The organism is Dyella sp. (genome assembly GCF_036746095.1).
Lineage (GTDB): Bacteria > Pseudomonadota > Gammaproteobacteria > Xanthomonadales > Rhodanobacteraceae > Dyella_B.
In genome coordinates, this window is record NZ_DAIOEU010000088.1 from 1 (window position 1) to 15,535 (window position 15,535).

A 15,535-nucleotide genomic window follows, 5' to 3' on the forward strand; every position below is an offset into this window, starting at 1 on the left:
GGCCAGCAGGTCAAGGCCGGCGAGACGCTGGGCATCATCGAAGCGATGAAGATGTTCAACCAGATCGAAGCCGAGGTCAGCGGCACCGTGCAGGCCATCCTGGTCGACAACGGCCAGCCGGTGGAATTCGACCAGCCGATGTTCGTGATCGCCTGACCGGCCGGACGACTATGCAAAAGCTCGAAAAGGTCGTTATCGCCAATCGTGGCGAAATCGCGTTGCGCATCCTGCGTGCGTGCCACAGCCTCGGCATCAGGACCGTGGCGGTGCACTCCACCGCGGATCGCAACCTCAAGCACGTGGGCCTTGCGGATGAGGCCATCTGCATCGGCCCCGCGCCTTCGGTCGACAGCTATCTCAATATTCCGCGCATCATCGCGGCGGCCGAGATCACCGACGCCAATGCGATCCATCCCGGCTATGGCTTTTTGGCGGAGCGCGCCGATTTTGCCGAGCAGGTGGAGCAATCCGGCTTCATCTTCATCGGACCCACGGCGGATGTAATCCGCATGATGGGCGACAAGGTCGAAGCGATCCGCGCGATGAAGTCCGCCGGCGTGCCGTGCGTGCCCGGTTCCGGTGGCCCGCTCGGCGACAACGTCGAAGAAAACATGCGCATCGCGCGCGAGATCGGCTATCCGGTGATCATCAAGGCCGCCGGCGGCGGCGGTGGTCGCGGCATGCGCGTGGTGCGCACCGAAGCGCACCTGGGCAACGCGGTCACCATGACCAAGCAGGAGGCCAAGGCGGCGTTCGGCAACGATCAGGTGTACATGGAGAAGTTCCTGGAAAATCCGCGTCACGTGGAAATCCAGGTGCTCGCCGACGGCCAGGGCAACGCGATCCATCTTGGCGAGCGCGACTGCTCGATGCAGCGTCGTCACCAGAAAGTGGTCGAAGAAGCGCCCGCGCCCGGCATCACGCCGGAGCAACGCGCGCAGATCGGCCAGGTGTGCGTGGATGCATGCCTGCGCATCGGCTATCGCGGCGCGGGCACGTTCGAATTCCTGTTCGAGAACGGCCGCTTCTACTTCATCGAAATGAACACGCGCATCCAGGTGGAACATCCGGTGACGGAACTGATCACCGGCGTGGACCTGGTGCGTGAGCAACTGCTGATCGCCGCAGGCGAAAAGCTGTCGCTCAAGCAGGAAAACATCAAGATCAACGGCCACGCGATCGAGTGCCGCATCAATGCGGAAGATCCGGAAACCTTCATGCCTTCGCCCGGCACGGTGAAGCGCTTCGAAGCGCCAGGCGGCCCTGGCGTGCGCGTCGATACGCACCTGTACGACGGCTACCGCATTCCACCGAACTACGATTCGATGATCGGCAAGCTGATCGTGCACGGGCCGGATCGCGAAACCGCCATTGCGCGCATGCGCCTGGCGCTCGCCGAAACGGTGATCGAAGGCGTGAAGTGCAACGTTCCGCTGCAGCAGCGCATCATGTCCGACGTCGGTTTCCAGCAGGGTGGACAGAACATCCACTATCTGGAGAAGCGCATGGCGGAGCATAAGGAACATCCGCATAGCGGGCTTGAGTCGAAGGCTTGATTGATGCGCTCGACGCAGCGCTTGTAGTTCGTCGTCCCGGCGAAAAGCCGGGACCCAGCGACTTGAAGACGGCGAAAGTCACCAGGCCCCGGCTTGACCAGCTTCGCTGTTGTGAAGCGCCTCGCCGGGGTGACGGAACGGTAGCGTTAGAGTTACTGGCAGACATATCTGTCTGACGCAACGTTGAGCCCGATCGCAAGATTCACCTCTCACCCTACCTCTCCTCAAACGGGCGAGGGAAAATAAGCGCAGCTCCCTTCCTCCGGAACACCGATGCCCTGGCTCGAACTCTCCCTGACGGTCCGCGCCGAACAGCAACCACGCGTGGAAGAAGCGCTGGACGACCTGGGCTCGCTGTCGATCACGCTGCGCGACGCCAACGCCGAAACCGCTGACGAACAGGCCATTTTCGAACCCGGCGTGGGCGAACTGCCGTTATGGCCGACCATCACCTTGAACGCCTTGTTCGATGCCGGTATCGACCGCCGCGGCCTGAGTGAAGCCCTGAGCGAATTGCTGCCATGGCTGGAACCCGACCAGCTCAGCTTCCGCGACGTGGCCGATGAAGATTGGGAACGCGCATGGATGGACCAGTTCAAGCCCATGTCATTCGGCCGCCGGCTATGGATCTATCCATGGAATATCGCGCCGCCGGATGACGATGCGCTGGCGATCGTGCAACTCGATCCCGGCCTCGCCTTCGGCAGCGGCACGCATCCCACTACCGCCTTGTGCCTGGAATGGCTGGACAGCCTGGATCTCGGCGGCAAGCGCGTGATCGACTTCGGCTGCGGCTCCGGCATTCTCGCCATCGCCGCGCTGAAGCTTGGCGCAGCGTCCGCCGTGGGCGTGGACAACGATCCCCAAGCACTCATCGCCTCGGCCGACAACGCTGAACGCAACCAAGTCGCCGACCGGCTGGCGCTGTTCTTGCCCGACGATTTCGCTGGGGAACCGGCCGACGTATTCGTCGCCAACATTCTTGCCGGCCCACTCGGCGAGCTGGCGCCCACCTTTGCCGCCCTCGCCACGCCAGGCGCCCCGTTCGCGCTCTCCGGCATCCTGCAAGGGCAGCAGGAAGAACTGCTGGCGCGTTACGCCGAATGGTTCGATGGCTTGCGCGTGGACGTGCGCGAAGATTGGGTACGCATCAGCGGCCAGCGTCGCTTTTGATCGCTCCTCAGCCTGCTAAGCTTGCAACACACAAGTTTTAGCGCACTCAATGTATACGCAATGCCCTGAATGCCTATCCGTGTTTTCAGTGGATGCGCGCACGCTCGCGCAGGCACACGGCTTCGTCATGTGCGGACATTGCGGCACCGGTTTCGACAGCATCGCCACCTTGGCCGATCAACTGCCGCCGGAACCCTTTCACGAACTGCCCGACCACGAACCCGGTATAGAACCTCCGCGCCTGGAAGCGGCGGTCTATCGGCCCAAGCCCAATACCGAACCCGAGCCAGGCGACACGCCGCCGTTGCGCGACGATTTTGCCGATCTCATCGTCACGCCGCGTTTCGCACGCGACAAACGCATCGATCGACCACGCCGTTGGCCATGGGTGATGGCATGCCTGTTGCTGTTGCTGGGTCTCGTCGCGCAGATCGGCTGGGCGTTGCGCGACACCTTGATTGCCGACCCCACCACCGGTCCGCTGATACAGCAAGCGTGTTCGGTGCTGCCATGCCACCTGCCACCGGTACGCGATGTCAGCAAGCTGCATCTGCTTGCGCGCGATGTGCAAACGCATCCTACCGTGCCCGGCGCATTGCTGATCAGTGCCACGTTGCGCAACGACGCTGCATTCACTCAACCCTGGCCCGTGGTCACCATTCGATTGACCGATGGCAATGGCAAAGTGATCGCCATGCGTCGTCTCAACCCTTATGAATACCTGGACGATACGGAAGCCTTGCATCGAGGCCTTGCGCCCGGCGCTAGCACAGCTCTGGTCTTTGAGGTAGAGGATCCGGGACATCAAGCAGTCGGCTTTGACATGGCGTTTGAATAACCGCCGCTTAGTGCCTGTTCGGCATGGCTTATGCGGTTACGTGCATTTTCATCGCAAAAGGCTCTTAATTTTATCGGCGGTCGCGAGTACACTCGGTCCCTCGCGCTGCAGAAAGCAGCGACTGTCGACCCGCCGCGAAAGCGGTAACTGCCAGAACATGGTGACGGCCTATGCAGCCGTTGCGTGGAGTCCGTGAGGGGACATGTCCTTGAACGCCGTGAGACTGCCTGCCAACGAGGTTGTTCGTGAATCCTCGTCGCAGAGCGCACTGAGTGAATGTGTCAGTCGTACAGTGCGCCGCTACCTTGCGGACATTGGCGACACCCCATGCGACGAAGGCTTGCACGCATTGGTGATTCGCGAAGTCGAAGGCCCATTGCTGCGGGAAGTACTGGCCTTTCATGATGGCAACCAGAGCCGCGCAGCGGCGGTGCTGGGCATCAATCGCGCCACGTTGCGCAAGAAGCTCGCGCAGCACGGCCTGCTCTAGCACCGAAGGCCGAGCCTGGCCGCAACATCTCGTTTAGACGTCCAAACACCATGCCGCAACGCAGGCATGGCGCTATAATGCGCAGCTTTCCCGTTCCCGGAAGCCACCATGCCTGCACCTGCCGTCACGCCTATCCGCCGTGCCCTGATCAGCGTCTCGGACAAGACCGGACTGATCGAACTGGGCAAACGCCTGGCGGCCGCCAAGGTGGAATTGCTCTCCACCGGCGGCAGCGCGAAGGCATTGCGCGAGGCAGGCATACCTGTCAAAGACGTCAGTGACGTCACAGGTTTTCCGGAAATCATGGATGGCCGCGTCAAGACCCTGCATCCGAAGGTACATGGCGGGCTGCTCGGCCGCCGCGGCACGGACGACGCGGTGATGGCCGAACTTGGCATCGCGCCGATCGACCTGCTGGTGTTGAACCTGTATCCATTCGAAGCGACCGTCGCCAAGCCCGATTGCACGCTGGAACAAGCGATCGAAAACATCGATATCGGCGGCCCCGCCATGCTGCGTTCCGCGGCGAAGAACTGGAGCGACGTCGGCGTGCTTACCTCGCCCGATCAATACGACGAAGCTCTGTCGGAAATCGAACAGCACGGCGGCTTGAGCCGCGCAACGCGCTTCAAGCTGGCGGTGACGGCGTTCAATCGCGTCTCCAACTATGACGGTGCGATCAGCGACTACCTGTCGGGCCTGCAACTCAACGAGGCGCAGGACGCCATTGCCGGTCACGATGCCTTCCCCCACCAGCTCAACAGCCGCTTCGTGAAAGCGCTGGATTTGCGCTACGGCGAAAACCCGCACCAGCAGGCCGCATTCTATCGTGACCTGCAACCCGTACCTGGCACGCTCGCAACGTTCCAGCAGTTGCAAGGCAAGGAACTTTCCTTCAACAACATCGCCGATGCGGATGCCGCATGGGAATGCGTGCGCAGCTTCACCAAACCGGCTTGCGTGATCGTCAAGCATGCCAATCCGTGCGGCGTGGCGGTAAGCCTGGACGGCATCGCCAAAGCGTACGACCTGGCCTTCCAGACGGACCCCACCTCCGCCTTCGGCGGCATCATCGCGTTCAATCGCGAAGTCGATGGCGCACTCGCACAGGCGATGGTGGAACGCCAGTTCATCGAAGTCGTGCTGGCCCCTGGCTATTCGGATGAAGCGCTGAAGGCGTTCACCAAGAAGGGCAACGTGCGCGTGCTGCGCATCCCCGTACCGGCCGAAAGCGGAAATGTGACCACCACCCATGATCTGCGCCGCGTCGGCTCCGGCTTGCTGGTGCAGACGGCGGACCGCGGTATGGTGACGGCAGCGGACCTGAAGATCGTCACGCGCCGCGCGCCCACGCAGGAACAGATCGACGACCTGATCTTCGCCTGGAAGGTGGCCAAATACGTGAAGAGCAATGCCATCGTCTACGCACGCCATCGCCAGACCATCGGTATCGGCGCCGGCCAGATGAGCCGCGTGTACAGCGCGCGTATCGCTGGCATCAAGGCCGCTGACGAAAAGCTGGAAGTGCGCGGCTCGGTGATGGCTTCCGATGCGTTCTTCCCGTTCCGCGATGGTATCGATGCTGCCGCCGCCGCAGGTATCAGCGCGGTGATCCAGCCGGGCGGCTCGATGCGCGATGCGGAAGTGATTGCCGCGGCGGATGACCACGACATGGCGATGGTCTTCACCGGCATGCGCCATTTCCGCCACTGAGACCCGCCAGCTACCGCGCCGCACTCCCTCTCCTGCTTGCAGGGTAGGTTGGGGTGGGGGTGCTGCGAACGAAGCTCGCGTCCGGCTGCGCCGGACTTATGTTCAACGCGTGATCAAACATCGCCGCAAGATTCGCTTCACCCCATCCCAGCCATCCCCTACTGCACGTAGGGGAGGGAGCTAGTCATCCGTAAGCTTAAGGTTCTGGCTTAACTTAGCCCGTCCCGTTAGCCAAACCGACATACCGTCACTCTGTTGCCATTGCATCGCTACCCGACGCGCGACGCTTGGCGGCCTCTTTCCGCTGCGCATACCGCCGCGCCAACACCGCGCACGTCATCAACTGCATCTGGTGAAACAACATGATCGGCAACACGATCATGCCCAGCATATGCGCGGGAAACAGCACGTTCGCCATCGGCACGCCACTGGCCAGGCTCTTCTTGGAACCGCAGAAGACGATGGTGATTTCGTCTTCGCGATTAAAACCCAGCGCACGTGAGCCATAGCGTGTCGTCAACAGTGCCGCGGCGAGCAGGATGGCGTTGACGACCAGCAGCCCGCCCAGCACCGGCCATGGAAGCTGCTTCCACAAACCCTGCAACACCGCGGCGCTGAAGGCGGTGTACACCACCAGCAGAATCGAACCCTGATCGACCAGTCCAACCACCGACCGATACCGTTGCACCCAACCGCCGATCCAGCGTTGCGCAATTTGTCCAGCCACGAACGGCACGAATAGCTGCAGCACGATATCGCCCACCGAATGCCAGGACAGACCACCCTGCCCATGCGCATGCACCAGCAAGCCCGTCAGCAAAGGTGTCGCCGCAATGCCGACCAAACTGGACGCCGATGCCGAGCACACCGCGGCTGGCACGTTGCCGCGCGCAATGGATGTGAACGCAATCGATGACTGCACCGTCGACGGCAAGGTGCAAAGGAACAGGATGCCAACGTACAGCGCCGGCGTGATCAGCGGCAACAGCAACGGCTTGAGCAGCAGCCCCATCACCGGAAACAGCGCAAAGGTGCTGACCAGCACGGTCAGATGCAGTCGCCAGTTGGTCATGCCGGCGACCACCGCCTCACGCGAAAGCTTGGCGCCATGCAGGAAGAACAGCAGCGCAATGGCGAGATTGGTGAGCCAGTCGAACGCCACCGCAGCATGCCCGCGGCAGGGCAACACGCTGGCCGTGATGACGGTGGCGATCAGGCAAAGGGTGAAGTTATCGGGCAGCAAGCGGCGCAGGGACATGGCTGCAGGTTCGTAGGAGCGGGAAGTGGCGCTATTTCACTGTCCGGCCATTGATAAATCAAATAACTTTATTGTATTTATTGATACGCCATGAGCATGAATGTAAATCTCCGGCAGTTGCGGGTTTTCCTGGCCGTTGCGCGCCAGCGCCATTTCCGTCGCGCAGCGGAGCATCTGTACCTGAGCCAGCCCGCGGTCAGCCGGCATGTGGCCGAGCTGGAAGCGGAACTCGGCGTGCGCCTGTTCGATCGCAGCACGCGTGAGGTGATTCCCACCGAAGCCGGCCGTTACCTGGAAAGTGCGATCGAACGTGTACTGGATGAACTCGAAGGCGTGCTGGACCACGTGCACTCCGAAGGCGAGCGCAAGCACGGCAAGATCCATATCGCATCGGTGCCGACGCTCTCGGCCAGCTTGATGCCGCTATGCATTGCCGACTGCGCCCGCGACTATCCCGAACTCACCATCCAGTTGCACGACCAGGCGCAAACCCTGGTGCTCGATAGCGTGCGCGGAGGCGAAGTGGATTTCGGCATCGCGATCGAACCACCCGAGGCTGGCGAATTCGACAGCGAGGTGATCATGCACGATCCCTTCTGTCTCGCCTGCCGCCCCGACCACCCACTCGCCCGACACAAAACCGTGGGATGGAAAAAATTGCAGGGGCAGCCGCTGGTTTTGCTGGACTATTCCTCCGGCAGCCGGCGCCTGATCGATCAACTGCTGCAGAAACACGGCGTGGAAGCGCACGTCATCCAACAGACCGGCCACCCTTACACGGCATTCCGCATGGTGGAGGCCGGGTTAGGCGTCACCGTGACACCCGCTCTTTTTTCGCCACCCGCCACCCTTGCCGTACGCCCGCTCACACCCGCCGAGCGGCGCGCCGTTACCTTGATCCGTCGCCGCCAGCGTTCGCTATCGCCGCTGGCGGCACTGGTGTGGAATCGCCTGCGCGAACTCACCGCCAAGGGTGCTCTCACACCGCGTTGAGCGCGGGTTGCCTACGCTCACCATGATCGAGCCGAGGAAACATCCATGCGCTACGAACTCTACTACTGGACGGGCATTCAAGGCCGCGGCGAATACGTGCGACTGGCGCTGGAAGATGCCGGCGCCGACTACGTCGACGTGGCGCGCGAACGCGGCGACAAGGCAATCATGCCGTTCCTGCGCGGCAAGCAGGATGGCGCTTTGCCGTTCGCGCCACCGTTCCTCAAGGCGGGCCGCCTGGTGATTGCACAAACCGCCACCATCCTCGCCTACCTAGGCCCACGCCTGGGGCTGGTACCTGGCGGGCAATCCGCGGAAATCCATGCGCAACAATTACAACTGACGATCGCCGATTTCGTGGTGGAAATTCACGACACGCATCACCCCATTGCCACCGATCAATACTACGAACAACAGCGCGCCGCCGCGCGCAAACGCAGCGAGGCATTTCGCAAAGCGCGCTTGCCGAAATTCCTCGGTTATTTCGAACAGGTGCTGGAGCGCGGTAACGGCAAGCAGGCGCTGTCGCGCCACTCATACGTCGATCTGTCGCTGTTCCAACTGGTCAGCGGACTCGACTACGCCTTTCCCAACACGATGCGCCGCATGCACAAACGCATGCCACGCCTGCGCGCCCTGGCCGAGCGCATCGCGGAGCGGCCGAACGTGGCCGCTTATCTGGCTTCGCCACGGCGCATTCCCTTCAATGAAGACGGCATCTTCCGCCACTACGCCGAACTGGATCCCACGCGCTGAAATGCCCCGAAGGCTGGAGCGAGATACAGCCGAACCCAGCCTACGCGAACAGCGCAATCACCAGCGAGCCGGCCACGATCAACACGCCGCCGATCAACACCGGCCAACTCGGCTTTTCACCCAGCACCAGCAAGCCCAGCACGATCGCGATCGCCACGCTGAGCTTGTCGATCGGCGCCACCTTGCTTATCGGCCCCAATTGCAACGCACGGTAGTAGCACAGCCACGACAATCCCGTGGCGATACCCGAAAGCACCAGGAACACCCAGCTATGCCATGGCAAGCCGGACGGCTTGGCCCACTCCGCCCGCAGGCTGAGGATGCCCGCGGTCACCGCGAGGATCACCAGCGTGCGAATGAAGGTGGCGAGATTGGAATTGATGCCCGCCACGCCCAGCTTGCCGAACAGCGCCGTCAACGCGGCGAAGAACGCCGAACCCAGGGCGAATAGCAACCAGCTTTCGCGCAGGTTCATGCGCAAGACGTCACTGGCCGTTGTCTTCCGACGACGATGCAGACGCCGGCTTGCTATCGCCCCAATGCATGATCCGGTACATCACCGGCTTGATCGGCGGCTGGCCGTTCGGATCGAGCATGTGGCCGTCGGGGTTGACGTTGTAGATCTGCTGCGGGCCATGCTTGGGCGTCACCACCACCATGTAGACGCGGCCGTTCTGGCGGTATTCCTGGATGGTGTTTTCGCCCTCTTGCCGTACCTGCACGTCCGGCGGCGTTTGCCCATTGGCATCGCGGGGGGCAGGTGCGGGTACGCCGGCTACCTTCGGCACCGGGATCGGCTTGCCGGGCAAATGGCTGGGTTCCAGTTCGGCCGGGCTCGATACCGGTTTGGCTGCGGTGCTCGACTCGGCCGGCGGCTCCTTGGCCGGATTCACACCCGGATCGTTCATGTCGGGCGGCGGCGGTGCCGGTGCGAAGTGCGGCGTGGCCGAGGAAGAGGAAGACGTCTGCGCAAAGGCCGACGAGGCGGCCAGGAGAGAAAGGGCGAGCAAGCAGGCTGCGTGTTTCATGGCGGAATGACCTCGTCAGAGGCGCGAAGCATAGCAGTGCACGGTTCGCCCAGCGGTGAATGCCCGGATGCAAAGAGCATGGGCCGTCCCCATGTTTGATTGCCTGCCCCTGACGCCTTGTTCCCTTAGAATCCCGGCATGCCAAATCTCACGCTCATCGACGGCTCGTCGTATCTCTATCGCGCCTTCCACGCGCTGCCACCCCTCAGCAATGCGAAGGGCGAACCCACGGGCGCCCTCTTCGGCGTGGTCAACATGCTGCGCGCCACGCTGAAGGCGAAGCCCGATTACGTGGCCTTCGTCAGCGACGCCTCCGGCCCCACTTTCCGCAATGTGCTGTATGACAAGTACAAGGCGAACCGGCCGCCGATGCCGGACGATCTGCGCGCGCAGGTCGAGCCGATGCTGGAGATCGTCAGCGCGCTTGGCTTTCCGATTCTGCGCGTCACCGGCGTGGAGGCCGACGACGTCATCGGCACGCTGGCCAGCCAGGCGCACGGGCATGGCATCGATGTATTGATTTCCACCGGTGACAAGGATCTCGCGCAACTGGTGCGTCCCGGCATCACCTTGGTCAACACCATGACCAACACCACCATGGACAGCGCCGCGGTGATGGAAAAATTCGGCGTGAAGCCGGAGCAGATCATCGACTTCCTCAGCCTCACCGGCGATACCGTCGACAACGTACCCGGCGTCAACAAATGCGGCCCGAAAACCGCGGCGAAATGGCTGGCCGAATACGGCACGCTGGACGGCGTCATCGCCAATGCCGACAAGGTCGGCGGCAAGATCGGCCAATACCTGCGCGAGGCACTGCCTTCGTTGCCATTGTCGCGCCAGCTGGTCACGATCAAGACCGATGTGGCGCTGGATTTCAGCGTGCCGCGATTGCTGCTGCGCGAGCGCAACATCGATGCGTTGCGCGAGTTGTACACGCGCTATGAGTTCAAGGCCGCGCTGAAAGAGCTGGACAACGTCACTGCGGAAGTCCTCACCTCACCCGCGCCCGCTGCCGCCGCACCGGTTGCCGCCAAGCCATCCGTTGCTTCCGTCAAGGGCGAATACGAATTGGTGACCACCCAGGCGCAACTGGATGCCTGGCTGGCACGCCTCGAGGCGGCCTCGCTGATTGCCTTCGATACGGAAACCACCAGCCTCGATGCGATGCAGGCGGATATCGTCGGCGTCAGTCTTTCTGTAGAACCCTGCAAGGCCTGCTACATCCCGCTGGCGCACGATTATCCCGGCACGCCTGCACAACTGCCGCGCGACCAGGTGCTCGCCGCGCTCAAGCCGATCCTCGAAGACTCCGCGCGCCCGAAGGTCGGCCAGCACGCCAAATACGACATGAACATCCTGTCGCACTACGGCATCGTCGTGCAGGGCTTGCAGCACGACACCATGCTGGAATCCTACGTGTGGAACGCTACCGCCACGCGGCATGACATGGATTCGCTGGCCAAGCGTTATCTGGATTACGACACCGTCAAATACGAAGAAGTCGCCGGCAAAGGCGCCAGGCAGATTTCGTTCTCGCAAGTGGACCTGGATACCGCGTGCAACTACGCGGCCGAAGATGCAGACGTCACCCTGCGCCTGCATCATGCGCTGTGGCCGCAGCTGGAAAGCGAACCGAAGCTGCGCAAGGTCTACGAGGACATCGAGATTCCGCTGATCCCCGTGCTGGCCGGCATGGAGCAGCGCGGCGTGCTGATCGACGTGAACGAGCTGCGCAAGCAAAGCCAGCAACTCGGCAAGCGCATGCATGAGCTGCAGCAGGAAGCCTGGCAATCGGCCGGACACGAGTTCAACCTCGATTCGCCCAAGCAGTTGCAGGCGATCCTGTTCGACGAACTCGGCTTGCCGGCCAAACTCAAGACGCCGACCGGACAACCATCCACCAACGAGGAAGCGCTCGAAGCGATCGCGGAAGAACACGCGCTGCCGCGCCTGATCCTCGATTACCGCGGCCTGGCCAAGCTGCGCTCCACGTACACGGAAAAACTGGCCGAGATCGTCAATCCGCGCACTGGCCGCGTGCACACCAGCTATCACCAGGGCGCCGTCGCCACGGGCCGCATTTCATCTACCGATCCAAACCTGCAGAACATTCCGGTGCGCACCGAGGAAGGCCGGCGTATCCGCCAGGCCTTTATCGCGCCCGAAGGTTGGCAGGTGATGGCAGCCGACTATTCGCAGATCGAGCTGCGCATCATGGCGCATCTTTCCGGCGACGAAGGCCTGTTGCGCGCATTCCAGGAAGGCGGCGACATCCATCGCGCCACCGCCGCCGAAGTGTTCGGCCTGGAGCCTGAAGCTGTCACCAGCAACCAGCGCCGCGCGGCCAAGGCAATCAACTTCGGCCTGATGTACGGCATGAGCGCGTTCGGCCTGGCACGCCAGCTTGGCATCGACCGCGGCGAAGCCAGCGACTACATGGCGCGTTATTTCTCGCGCTATCCCGGCGTGCATGCCTTCATGGACGCCACGCGCGAACGTGCGCATCGCGATGGCTACGTCGAAACCTTGTTCGGCCGGCGGCTCTATCTGGAAAACCTGAGCGCACGCAACCAGGCCCTGCGCGCGGGCGCCGAACGCGCCGCGGTGAACGCCCCGATGCAAGGCACCGCCGCCGACATCATCAAGCGCGCCATGATCACCGTCGCCGCCTGGCTGAAAGACCGCGACGATGCGCACATGCTGATGCAGGTACACGACGAACTGGTGTTCGAAGTGCGCGCCGATGCTGTGGATGTTGTACGCGAGGCGATTCGCCAACACATGTCCGGCGCCGCAGCTTTACGCGTACCGCTGGTGGTGGACGTAGGCGTGGGCAAGAACTGGGACGAGGCGCATTGAGCGAACCATGTCAGCGTGCGCGGTCATGCAACTGCGCAGCGCGCTCGACAAAGGGCAAGCCTTACGAACAACACGGATTTTTTACAACACCTGCAGATTCGTCTAAGCAAATACCTGGGCAGTGCCGGCAAATGATCCTGATCTGAATCCCCGCTAACCATTTCGGACTTTTTGCACCGTCCGGTGCAACTTTTCAGGCCTTGGTGCGTTCTCACTAACGGATGCACGCAACGGCATCCCCCGGCGCCCACCTCCCTGGGTCGCCACCGGAATCGGCCCTCTCCCCTGGGTCGCCGATTCCAGCCCGGCCCCGCGGACTTCCCCCTAAAGTTCGCGGGGCCTTTTCTTATCCACCTTCCGGCTTTTCTTGCCTTGCGGCACGACAGACGCCAAGCCAGCCGTTAGGATGCCGTTACGGGACGGCCGCCGCCCGCCGGCTGCCCGAGCGCAAAGAGTTGCTCTGCAGTGCAAATCAAAGGGAAACCCACCTCGTTCGACATCGCCCACTTGACCGGGGTCTCGCAATCCACGGTCTCACGGGCGTTGCGCGGCAGTCCGCTGGTCAGCGAGGAAACGCGCCAGCGCATCAAGGCGGCAGCCGACCAGCTCAACTACAAGGTGGACAAGAATGCCTCGAACCTGCGCTCGCAGCACTCGGGCACTCTGGCCTTGCTGCTGTTCGAAGATCCCACCGCCGACGATTCGCACATCAATCCGTTCTTTCTTTCGATGCTGGGCTCGATCACGCGCGCCTGTGCGCTGCGCGGCTATGACTTGCTGATCTCGTTCCAGCAGCTGTCCGACGACTGGCATGCCGATTACGCCGACACCAAGAAGGCGGACGGCATCATCCTGCTCGGCTACGGCGACTACCTGGCCTATCGCGACAAAATGCAGAAGCTGTCCGCGCATGGCACCCGTTCCGTGCGCTGGGGCGCCGTGCTGCCGGACCAGCCGGACGTCTCCATCGGCTGCGACAACCTGCACGGCGGGCAGGCCGTGGCCACCCATCTGCTGGAGCAAGGCTGCCGGCGCATTGCCTTTCTCGGCGACGCATCCAGCCATTACCCCGAGTTCTTCGACCGCTATCGCGGTTACGCCACCGCGCTGCAGGAGGCAGGCATCGAAGCTGACAGCGCCTTGCAGGTCGATGCCGCCGAAAGCACCGAACAAGCCGGCTATGAAGCGCTGGAAACGCTGCTGGAACGCAAGCTGCCGTTCGACGCCGTCTTTGCCGCCAGCGACCTGATCGCCATCGGCGCCATGCGCGCGCTCGCCGACCATGGCATCAAGGTGCCCGAGCAGGTGGCGGTGGCGGGTTTCGACGATATCCCGATGGCCCGCTTCCTCAATCCGCCGCTGACCACCGTGCTGCAGGACACCAAGCTGGCGGGTGAAACCCTGGTCGACAACCTCCTGCGCCTGATCCGCCGCGAGCCGGTGAAAACCCAGCTGCTGCCGGTAAAACTGGTGGTACGCCGCTCCAGCCAGTACGGCGCGCGCTGAACGTTCCGGCGCCTCGGCGGCAGCGCGATGTCGATGTCGATTTCGCCTCCTCTGCTTCGTCTCCTTATCGAGAGACCTACTCAAGCCATGAGGAAGCACCCATGCACGTCCAGCCCTACCTGTTCTTCAACGGCCGCTGCGAAGAAGCCATCCACTATTACGAGAAACACCTCGGCGCCAAGGTCAACACCAAGCTGCGCTACAAGGAAGCCCCGCCGAGCGACGGTCCCGCTGCCAACGCCAATGGCGAGCACATCATGTACAGCGACATCTCCATCGGCGATACCTTGGTGATGGCTTCCGATGACTGCGTGAACAAGGACACGGCATTCCAAGGTTTCGCGCTATCGCTCACGGTAAGCAGCAACGCCGAAGCCGACCGCGTGTTTGCGGCGCTGGCCGATGGCGGCCAGGTGCACATGCCGCTCAGCCAAACGTTTTTCTCGCCCTATTTCGGTATGGTGGTCGACCGCTTCGGTGTCCACTGGATGGTCATCATTCCGCCGCAAGCATAAGGAGAAAACCATGCGATTCATGATGCTGATGCTGCCCGCCGGCCAATGCGACGCCGCGCCTGATGCACGGCCAAGGGCCGAAGCGGTGGAAAAGATGATGCGCTTCAATAAAACCTTGCAGGAAGCCGGTGTGCTGCTTGCCCTGGATGGCCTGCATCCCCCTTCGGCCGGCGTGCGTGTCAGCTCGGTCAACGGCAAGCCCAAGATCGTCGACGGTCCCTTTGCCGAAACCAGGGAAGTGGTCGGCGGCTATTGGATGATCGACGTCACCTCGCGCGATGACGCCATCGCCTGGGCCTCGCGCTGTCCGCTTGGTCCCGGCGACACCATCGAAATCCGGCAGGTGTTCGAGATGAGCGATTTTCCGCCTGAAGTCCGCAAGGCGGCCGACGGCTTCGAAGACCCGCGCCATCCTGTGGCCTGACATGCCGACATGAACTTGCGCCGCACGCGAGCAAGTGCTGTGATCGGTGGCCATGACGGCCACCGACATCCATCGCACCATCGAAGCAGTATGGCGTATCGAATCGGCGCGGCTCATTGCCGGCCTCGCGCGCATGGTGCGCGACGTGGGGCTGGCCGAGGAACTGGCGCAGGATGCGCTGGTGACCGCACTCGAGCGCTGGCCGGAAAGCGGCGTGCCAGACAATCCCGGCGCTTGGCTGATGACCGCCGCCAAGCATCGGGCCATCGATCAGCTGCGGCGCAAAAAGCTGATCGAACGCAAGCACGAGGCGCTCGCCTATGAAGCGGAAGGCGAAGCGGCGGATGGCAAGTCGGAGCTGGAAACCATGCTCGACGACGACATCGGCGACGACCTGCTCAGGCTGATCTTCACGGCCTGCCA

At 62.6% G+C, this 15,535-nt stretch carries 16 protein-coding genes; 13 read left to right on the forward strand and 3 right to left on the reverse strand.

Annotation, left to right across the window (positions count from 1 at the left end; translation table 11 throughout):
* The 6 genes from V7M64_RS21090 to purH form a co-directional block, all read left to right on the forward strand.
* The coding region (locus V7M64_RS21090; protein WP_333682041.1) for a biotin/lipoyl-containing protein at window positions 1-156 on the forward strand (156 nt) is incomplete at its 5' end.
* A 14-nt stretch (window positions 157-170) separates the two neighbouring features.
* Window positions 171-1,556, forward strand: coding sequence for an acetyl-CoA carboxylase biotin carboxylase subunit (accC, locus tag V7M64_RS21095; RefSeq protein WP_333682022.1), 1,386 nt, complete (start codon window positions 171-173; stop codon window positions 1,554-1,556).
* A 273-nt stretch (window positions 1,557-1,829) separates the two neighbouring features.
* Window positions 1,830-2,729 carry a 50S ribosomal protein L11 methyltransferase gene (prmA, locus tag V7M64_RS21100; protein WP_333682023.1) on the forward strand — a complete coding sequence of 300 codons (900 nt, stop codon included), beginning with the start codon at window positions 1,830-1,832 and terminating at the stop codon, window positions 2,727-2,729.
* Between the two features lie 49 nt (window positions 2,730-2,778).
* Window positions 2,779-3,567, forward strand: coding sequence for a zinc-ribbon and DUF3426 domain-containing protein (locus V7M64_RS21105; RefSeq protein WP_333682024.1), 789 nt, complete (start codon window positions 2,779-2,781; stop codon window positions 3,565-3,567).
* Window positions 3,568-3,769: 202 nt separating this feature from the next.
* Entirely contained in the window at window positions 3,770-4,057 is a 288-nt protein-coding gene (locus V7M64_RS21110; protein ID WP_333682025.1) for a helix-turn-helix domain-containing protein, read from the forward strand.
* Between the two features lie 108 nt (window positions 4,058-4,165).
* Window positions 4,166-5,770 (forward strand): bifunctional phosphoribosylaminoimidazolecarboxamide formyltransferase/IMP cyclohydrolase, encoded by a 1,605-nt coding sequence (gene purH, locus V7M64_RS21115; RefSeq protein ID WP_333682026.1) that lies wholly within the window; start codon window positions 4,166-4,168, stop codon window positions 5,768-5,770.
* 247 nt (window positions 5,771-6,017) lie between these two features.
* Here purH and V7M64_RS21120 read toward each other — a convergent pair whose 3' ends face one another.
* Complete coding sequence (locus V7M64_RS21120) at window positions 6,018-7,028, reverse strand: bile acid:sodium symporter family protein (protein WP_333682028.1); 1,011 nt, start codon at window positions 7,026-7,028, stop codon at window positions 6,018-6,020.
* A 90-nt stretch (window positions 7,029-7,118) separates the two neighbouring features.
* On the opposite strand from V7M64_RS21120, the gene V7M64_RS21125 reads away from it, so the two are divergent.
* Both V7M64_RS21125 and V7M64_RS21130 read left to right on the forward strand, forming a co-directional pair.
* Entirely contained in the window at window positions 7,119-8,021 is a 903-nt protein-coding gene (locus V7M64_RS21125; RefSeq protein WP_333682030.1) for a LysR family transcriptional regulator, read from the forward strand.
* A 45-nt stretch (window positions 8,022-8,066) separates the two neighbouring features.
* Window positions 8,067-8,777 (forward strand): glutathione S-transferase, encoded by a 711-nt coding sequence (locus V7M64_RS21130; RefSeq protein WP_333682031.1) that lies wholly within the window; start codon window positions 8,067-8,069, stop codon window positions 8,775-8,777.
* Window positions 8,778-8,817: 40 nt separating this feature from the next.
* Here the strand turns inward: V7M64_RS21130 and V7M64_RS21135 are convergent, their stop codons facing one another.
* Together V7M64_RS21135 and V7M64_RS21140 are read right to left on the reverse strand one after the other, a co-directional pair.
* Entirely contained in the window at window positions 8,818-9,252 is a 435-nt protein-coding gene (locus V7M64_RS21135; RefSeq protein WP_324146092.1) for an EamA family transporter, read from the reverse strand.
* A gap of 10 nt (window positions 9,253-9,262) precedes the next feature.
* Window positions 9,263-9,805: a DUF2782 domain-containing protein gene (locus V7M64_RS21140; RefSeq protein ID WP_333682032.1), complete on the reverse strand. Its 543-nt coding sequence runs from the start codon at window positions 9,803-9,805 to the stop codon at window positions 9,263-9,265.
* 138 nt (window positions 9,806-9,943) lie between these two features.
* Between V7M64_RS21140 and polA the strand changes: the two genes are divergently transcribed.
* The 5 genes from polA to V7M64_RS21165 form a co-directional block, all read left to right on the forward strand.
* Entirely contained in the window at window positions 9,944-12,667 is a 2,724-nt protein-coding gene (polA, locus tag V7M64_RS21145; protein WP_333682034.1) for a DNA polymerase I, read from the forward strand.
* A gap of 471 nt (window positions 12,668-13,138) precedes the next feature.
* Window positions 13,139-14,173 carry a LacI family DNA-binding transcriptional regulator gene (locus V7M64_RS21150; RefSeq protein WP_333682042.1) on the forward strand — a complete coding sequence of 345 codons (1,035 nt, stop codon included), beginning with the start codon at window positions 13,139-13,141 and terminating at the stop codon, window positions 14,171-14,173.
* Between the two features lie 101 nt (window positions 14,174-14,274).
* Window positions 14,275-14,688, forward strand: coding sequence for a VOC family protein (locus V7M64_RS21155; protein WP_333682036.1), 414 nt, complete (start codon window positions 14,275-14,277; stop codon window positions 14,686-14,688).
* Between the two features lie 10 nt (window positions 14,689-14,698).
* Window positions 14,699-15,112: a YciI family protein gene (locus V7M64_RS21160; RefSeq protein WP_333682037.1), complete on the forward strand. Its 414-nt coding sequence runs from the start codon at window positions 14,699-14,701 to the stop codon at window positions 15,110-15,112.
* A 52-nt stretch (window positions 15,113-15,164) separates the two neighbouring features.
* The coding region (locus V7M64_RS21165; RefSeq protein ID WP_333682039.1) for a sigma factor at window positions 15,165-15,535 on the forward strand (371 nt) is incomplete at its 3' end.

What these genes read in the sequence shown, in the direction of transcription:
- accC (WP_333682022.1), top strand. Translation starts at nt 171, where the DNA reads ATGCAAAAGCTCGAAAAGGTCGTTATCGCCAATCGTGGCGAAATCGCG.
- prmA (WP_333682023.1), top strand. Translation starts at nt 1,830, where the DNA reads ATGCCCTGGCTCGAACTCTCCCTGACGGTCCGCGCCGAACAGCAACCA.
- V7M64_RS21105 (WP_333682024.1), top strand. Translation starts at nt 2,779, where the DNA reads ATGTATACGCAATGCCCTGAATGCCTATCCGTGTTTTCAGTGGATGCG.
- V7M64_RS21110 (WP_333682025.1), top strand. Translation starts at nt 3,770, where the DNA reads ATGTCCTTGAACGCCGTGAGACTGCCTGCCAACGAGGTTGTTCGTGAA.
- purH (WP_333682026.1), top strand. Translation starts at nt 4,166, where the DNA reads ATGCCTGCACCTGCCGTCACGCCTATCCGCCGTGCCCTGATCAGCGTC.
- V7M64_RS21120 (WP_333682028.1), bottom strand. Translation starts at nt 7,028, where the DNA reads ATGTCCCTGCGCCGCTTGCTGCCCGATAACTTCACCCTTTGCCTGATC.
- V7M64_RS21125 (WP_333682030.1), top strand. Translation starts at nt 7,119, where the DNA reads ATGAGCATGAATGTAAATCTCCGGCAGTTGCGGGTTTTCCTGGCCGTT.
- V7M64_RS21130 (WP_333682031.1), top strand. Translation starts at nt 8,067, where the DNA reads ATGCGCTACGAACTCTACTACTGGACGGGCATTCAAGGCCGCGGCGAA.
- V7M64_RS21135 (WP_324146092.1), bottom strand. Translation starts at nt 9,252, where the DNA reads ATGAACCTGCGCGAAAGCTGGTTGCTATTCGCCCTGGGTTCGGCGTTC.
- V7M64_RS21140 (WP_333682032.1), bottom strand. Translation starts at nt 9,805, where the DNA reads ATGAAACACGCAGCCTGCTTGCTCGCCCTTTCTCTCCTGGCCGCCTCG.
- polA (WP_333682034.1), top strand. Translation starts at nt 9,944, where the DNA reads ATGCCAAATCTCACGCTCATCGACGGCTCGTCGTATCTCTATCGCGCC.
- V7M64_RS21155 (WP_333682036.1), top strand. Translation starts at nt 14,275, where the DNA reads ATGCACGTCCAGCCCTACCTGTTCTTCAACGGCCGCTGCGAAGAAGCC.
- V7M64_RS21160 (WP_333682037.1), top strand. Translation starts at nt 14,699, where the DNA reads ATGCGATTCATGATGCTGATGCTGCCCGCCGGCCAATGCGACGCCGCG.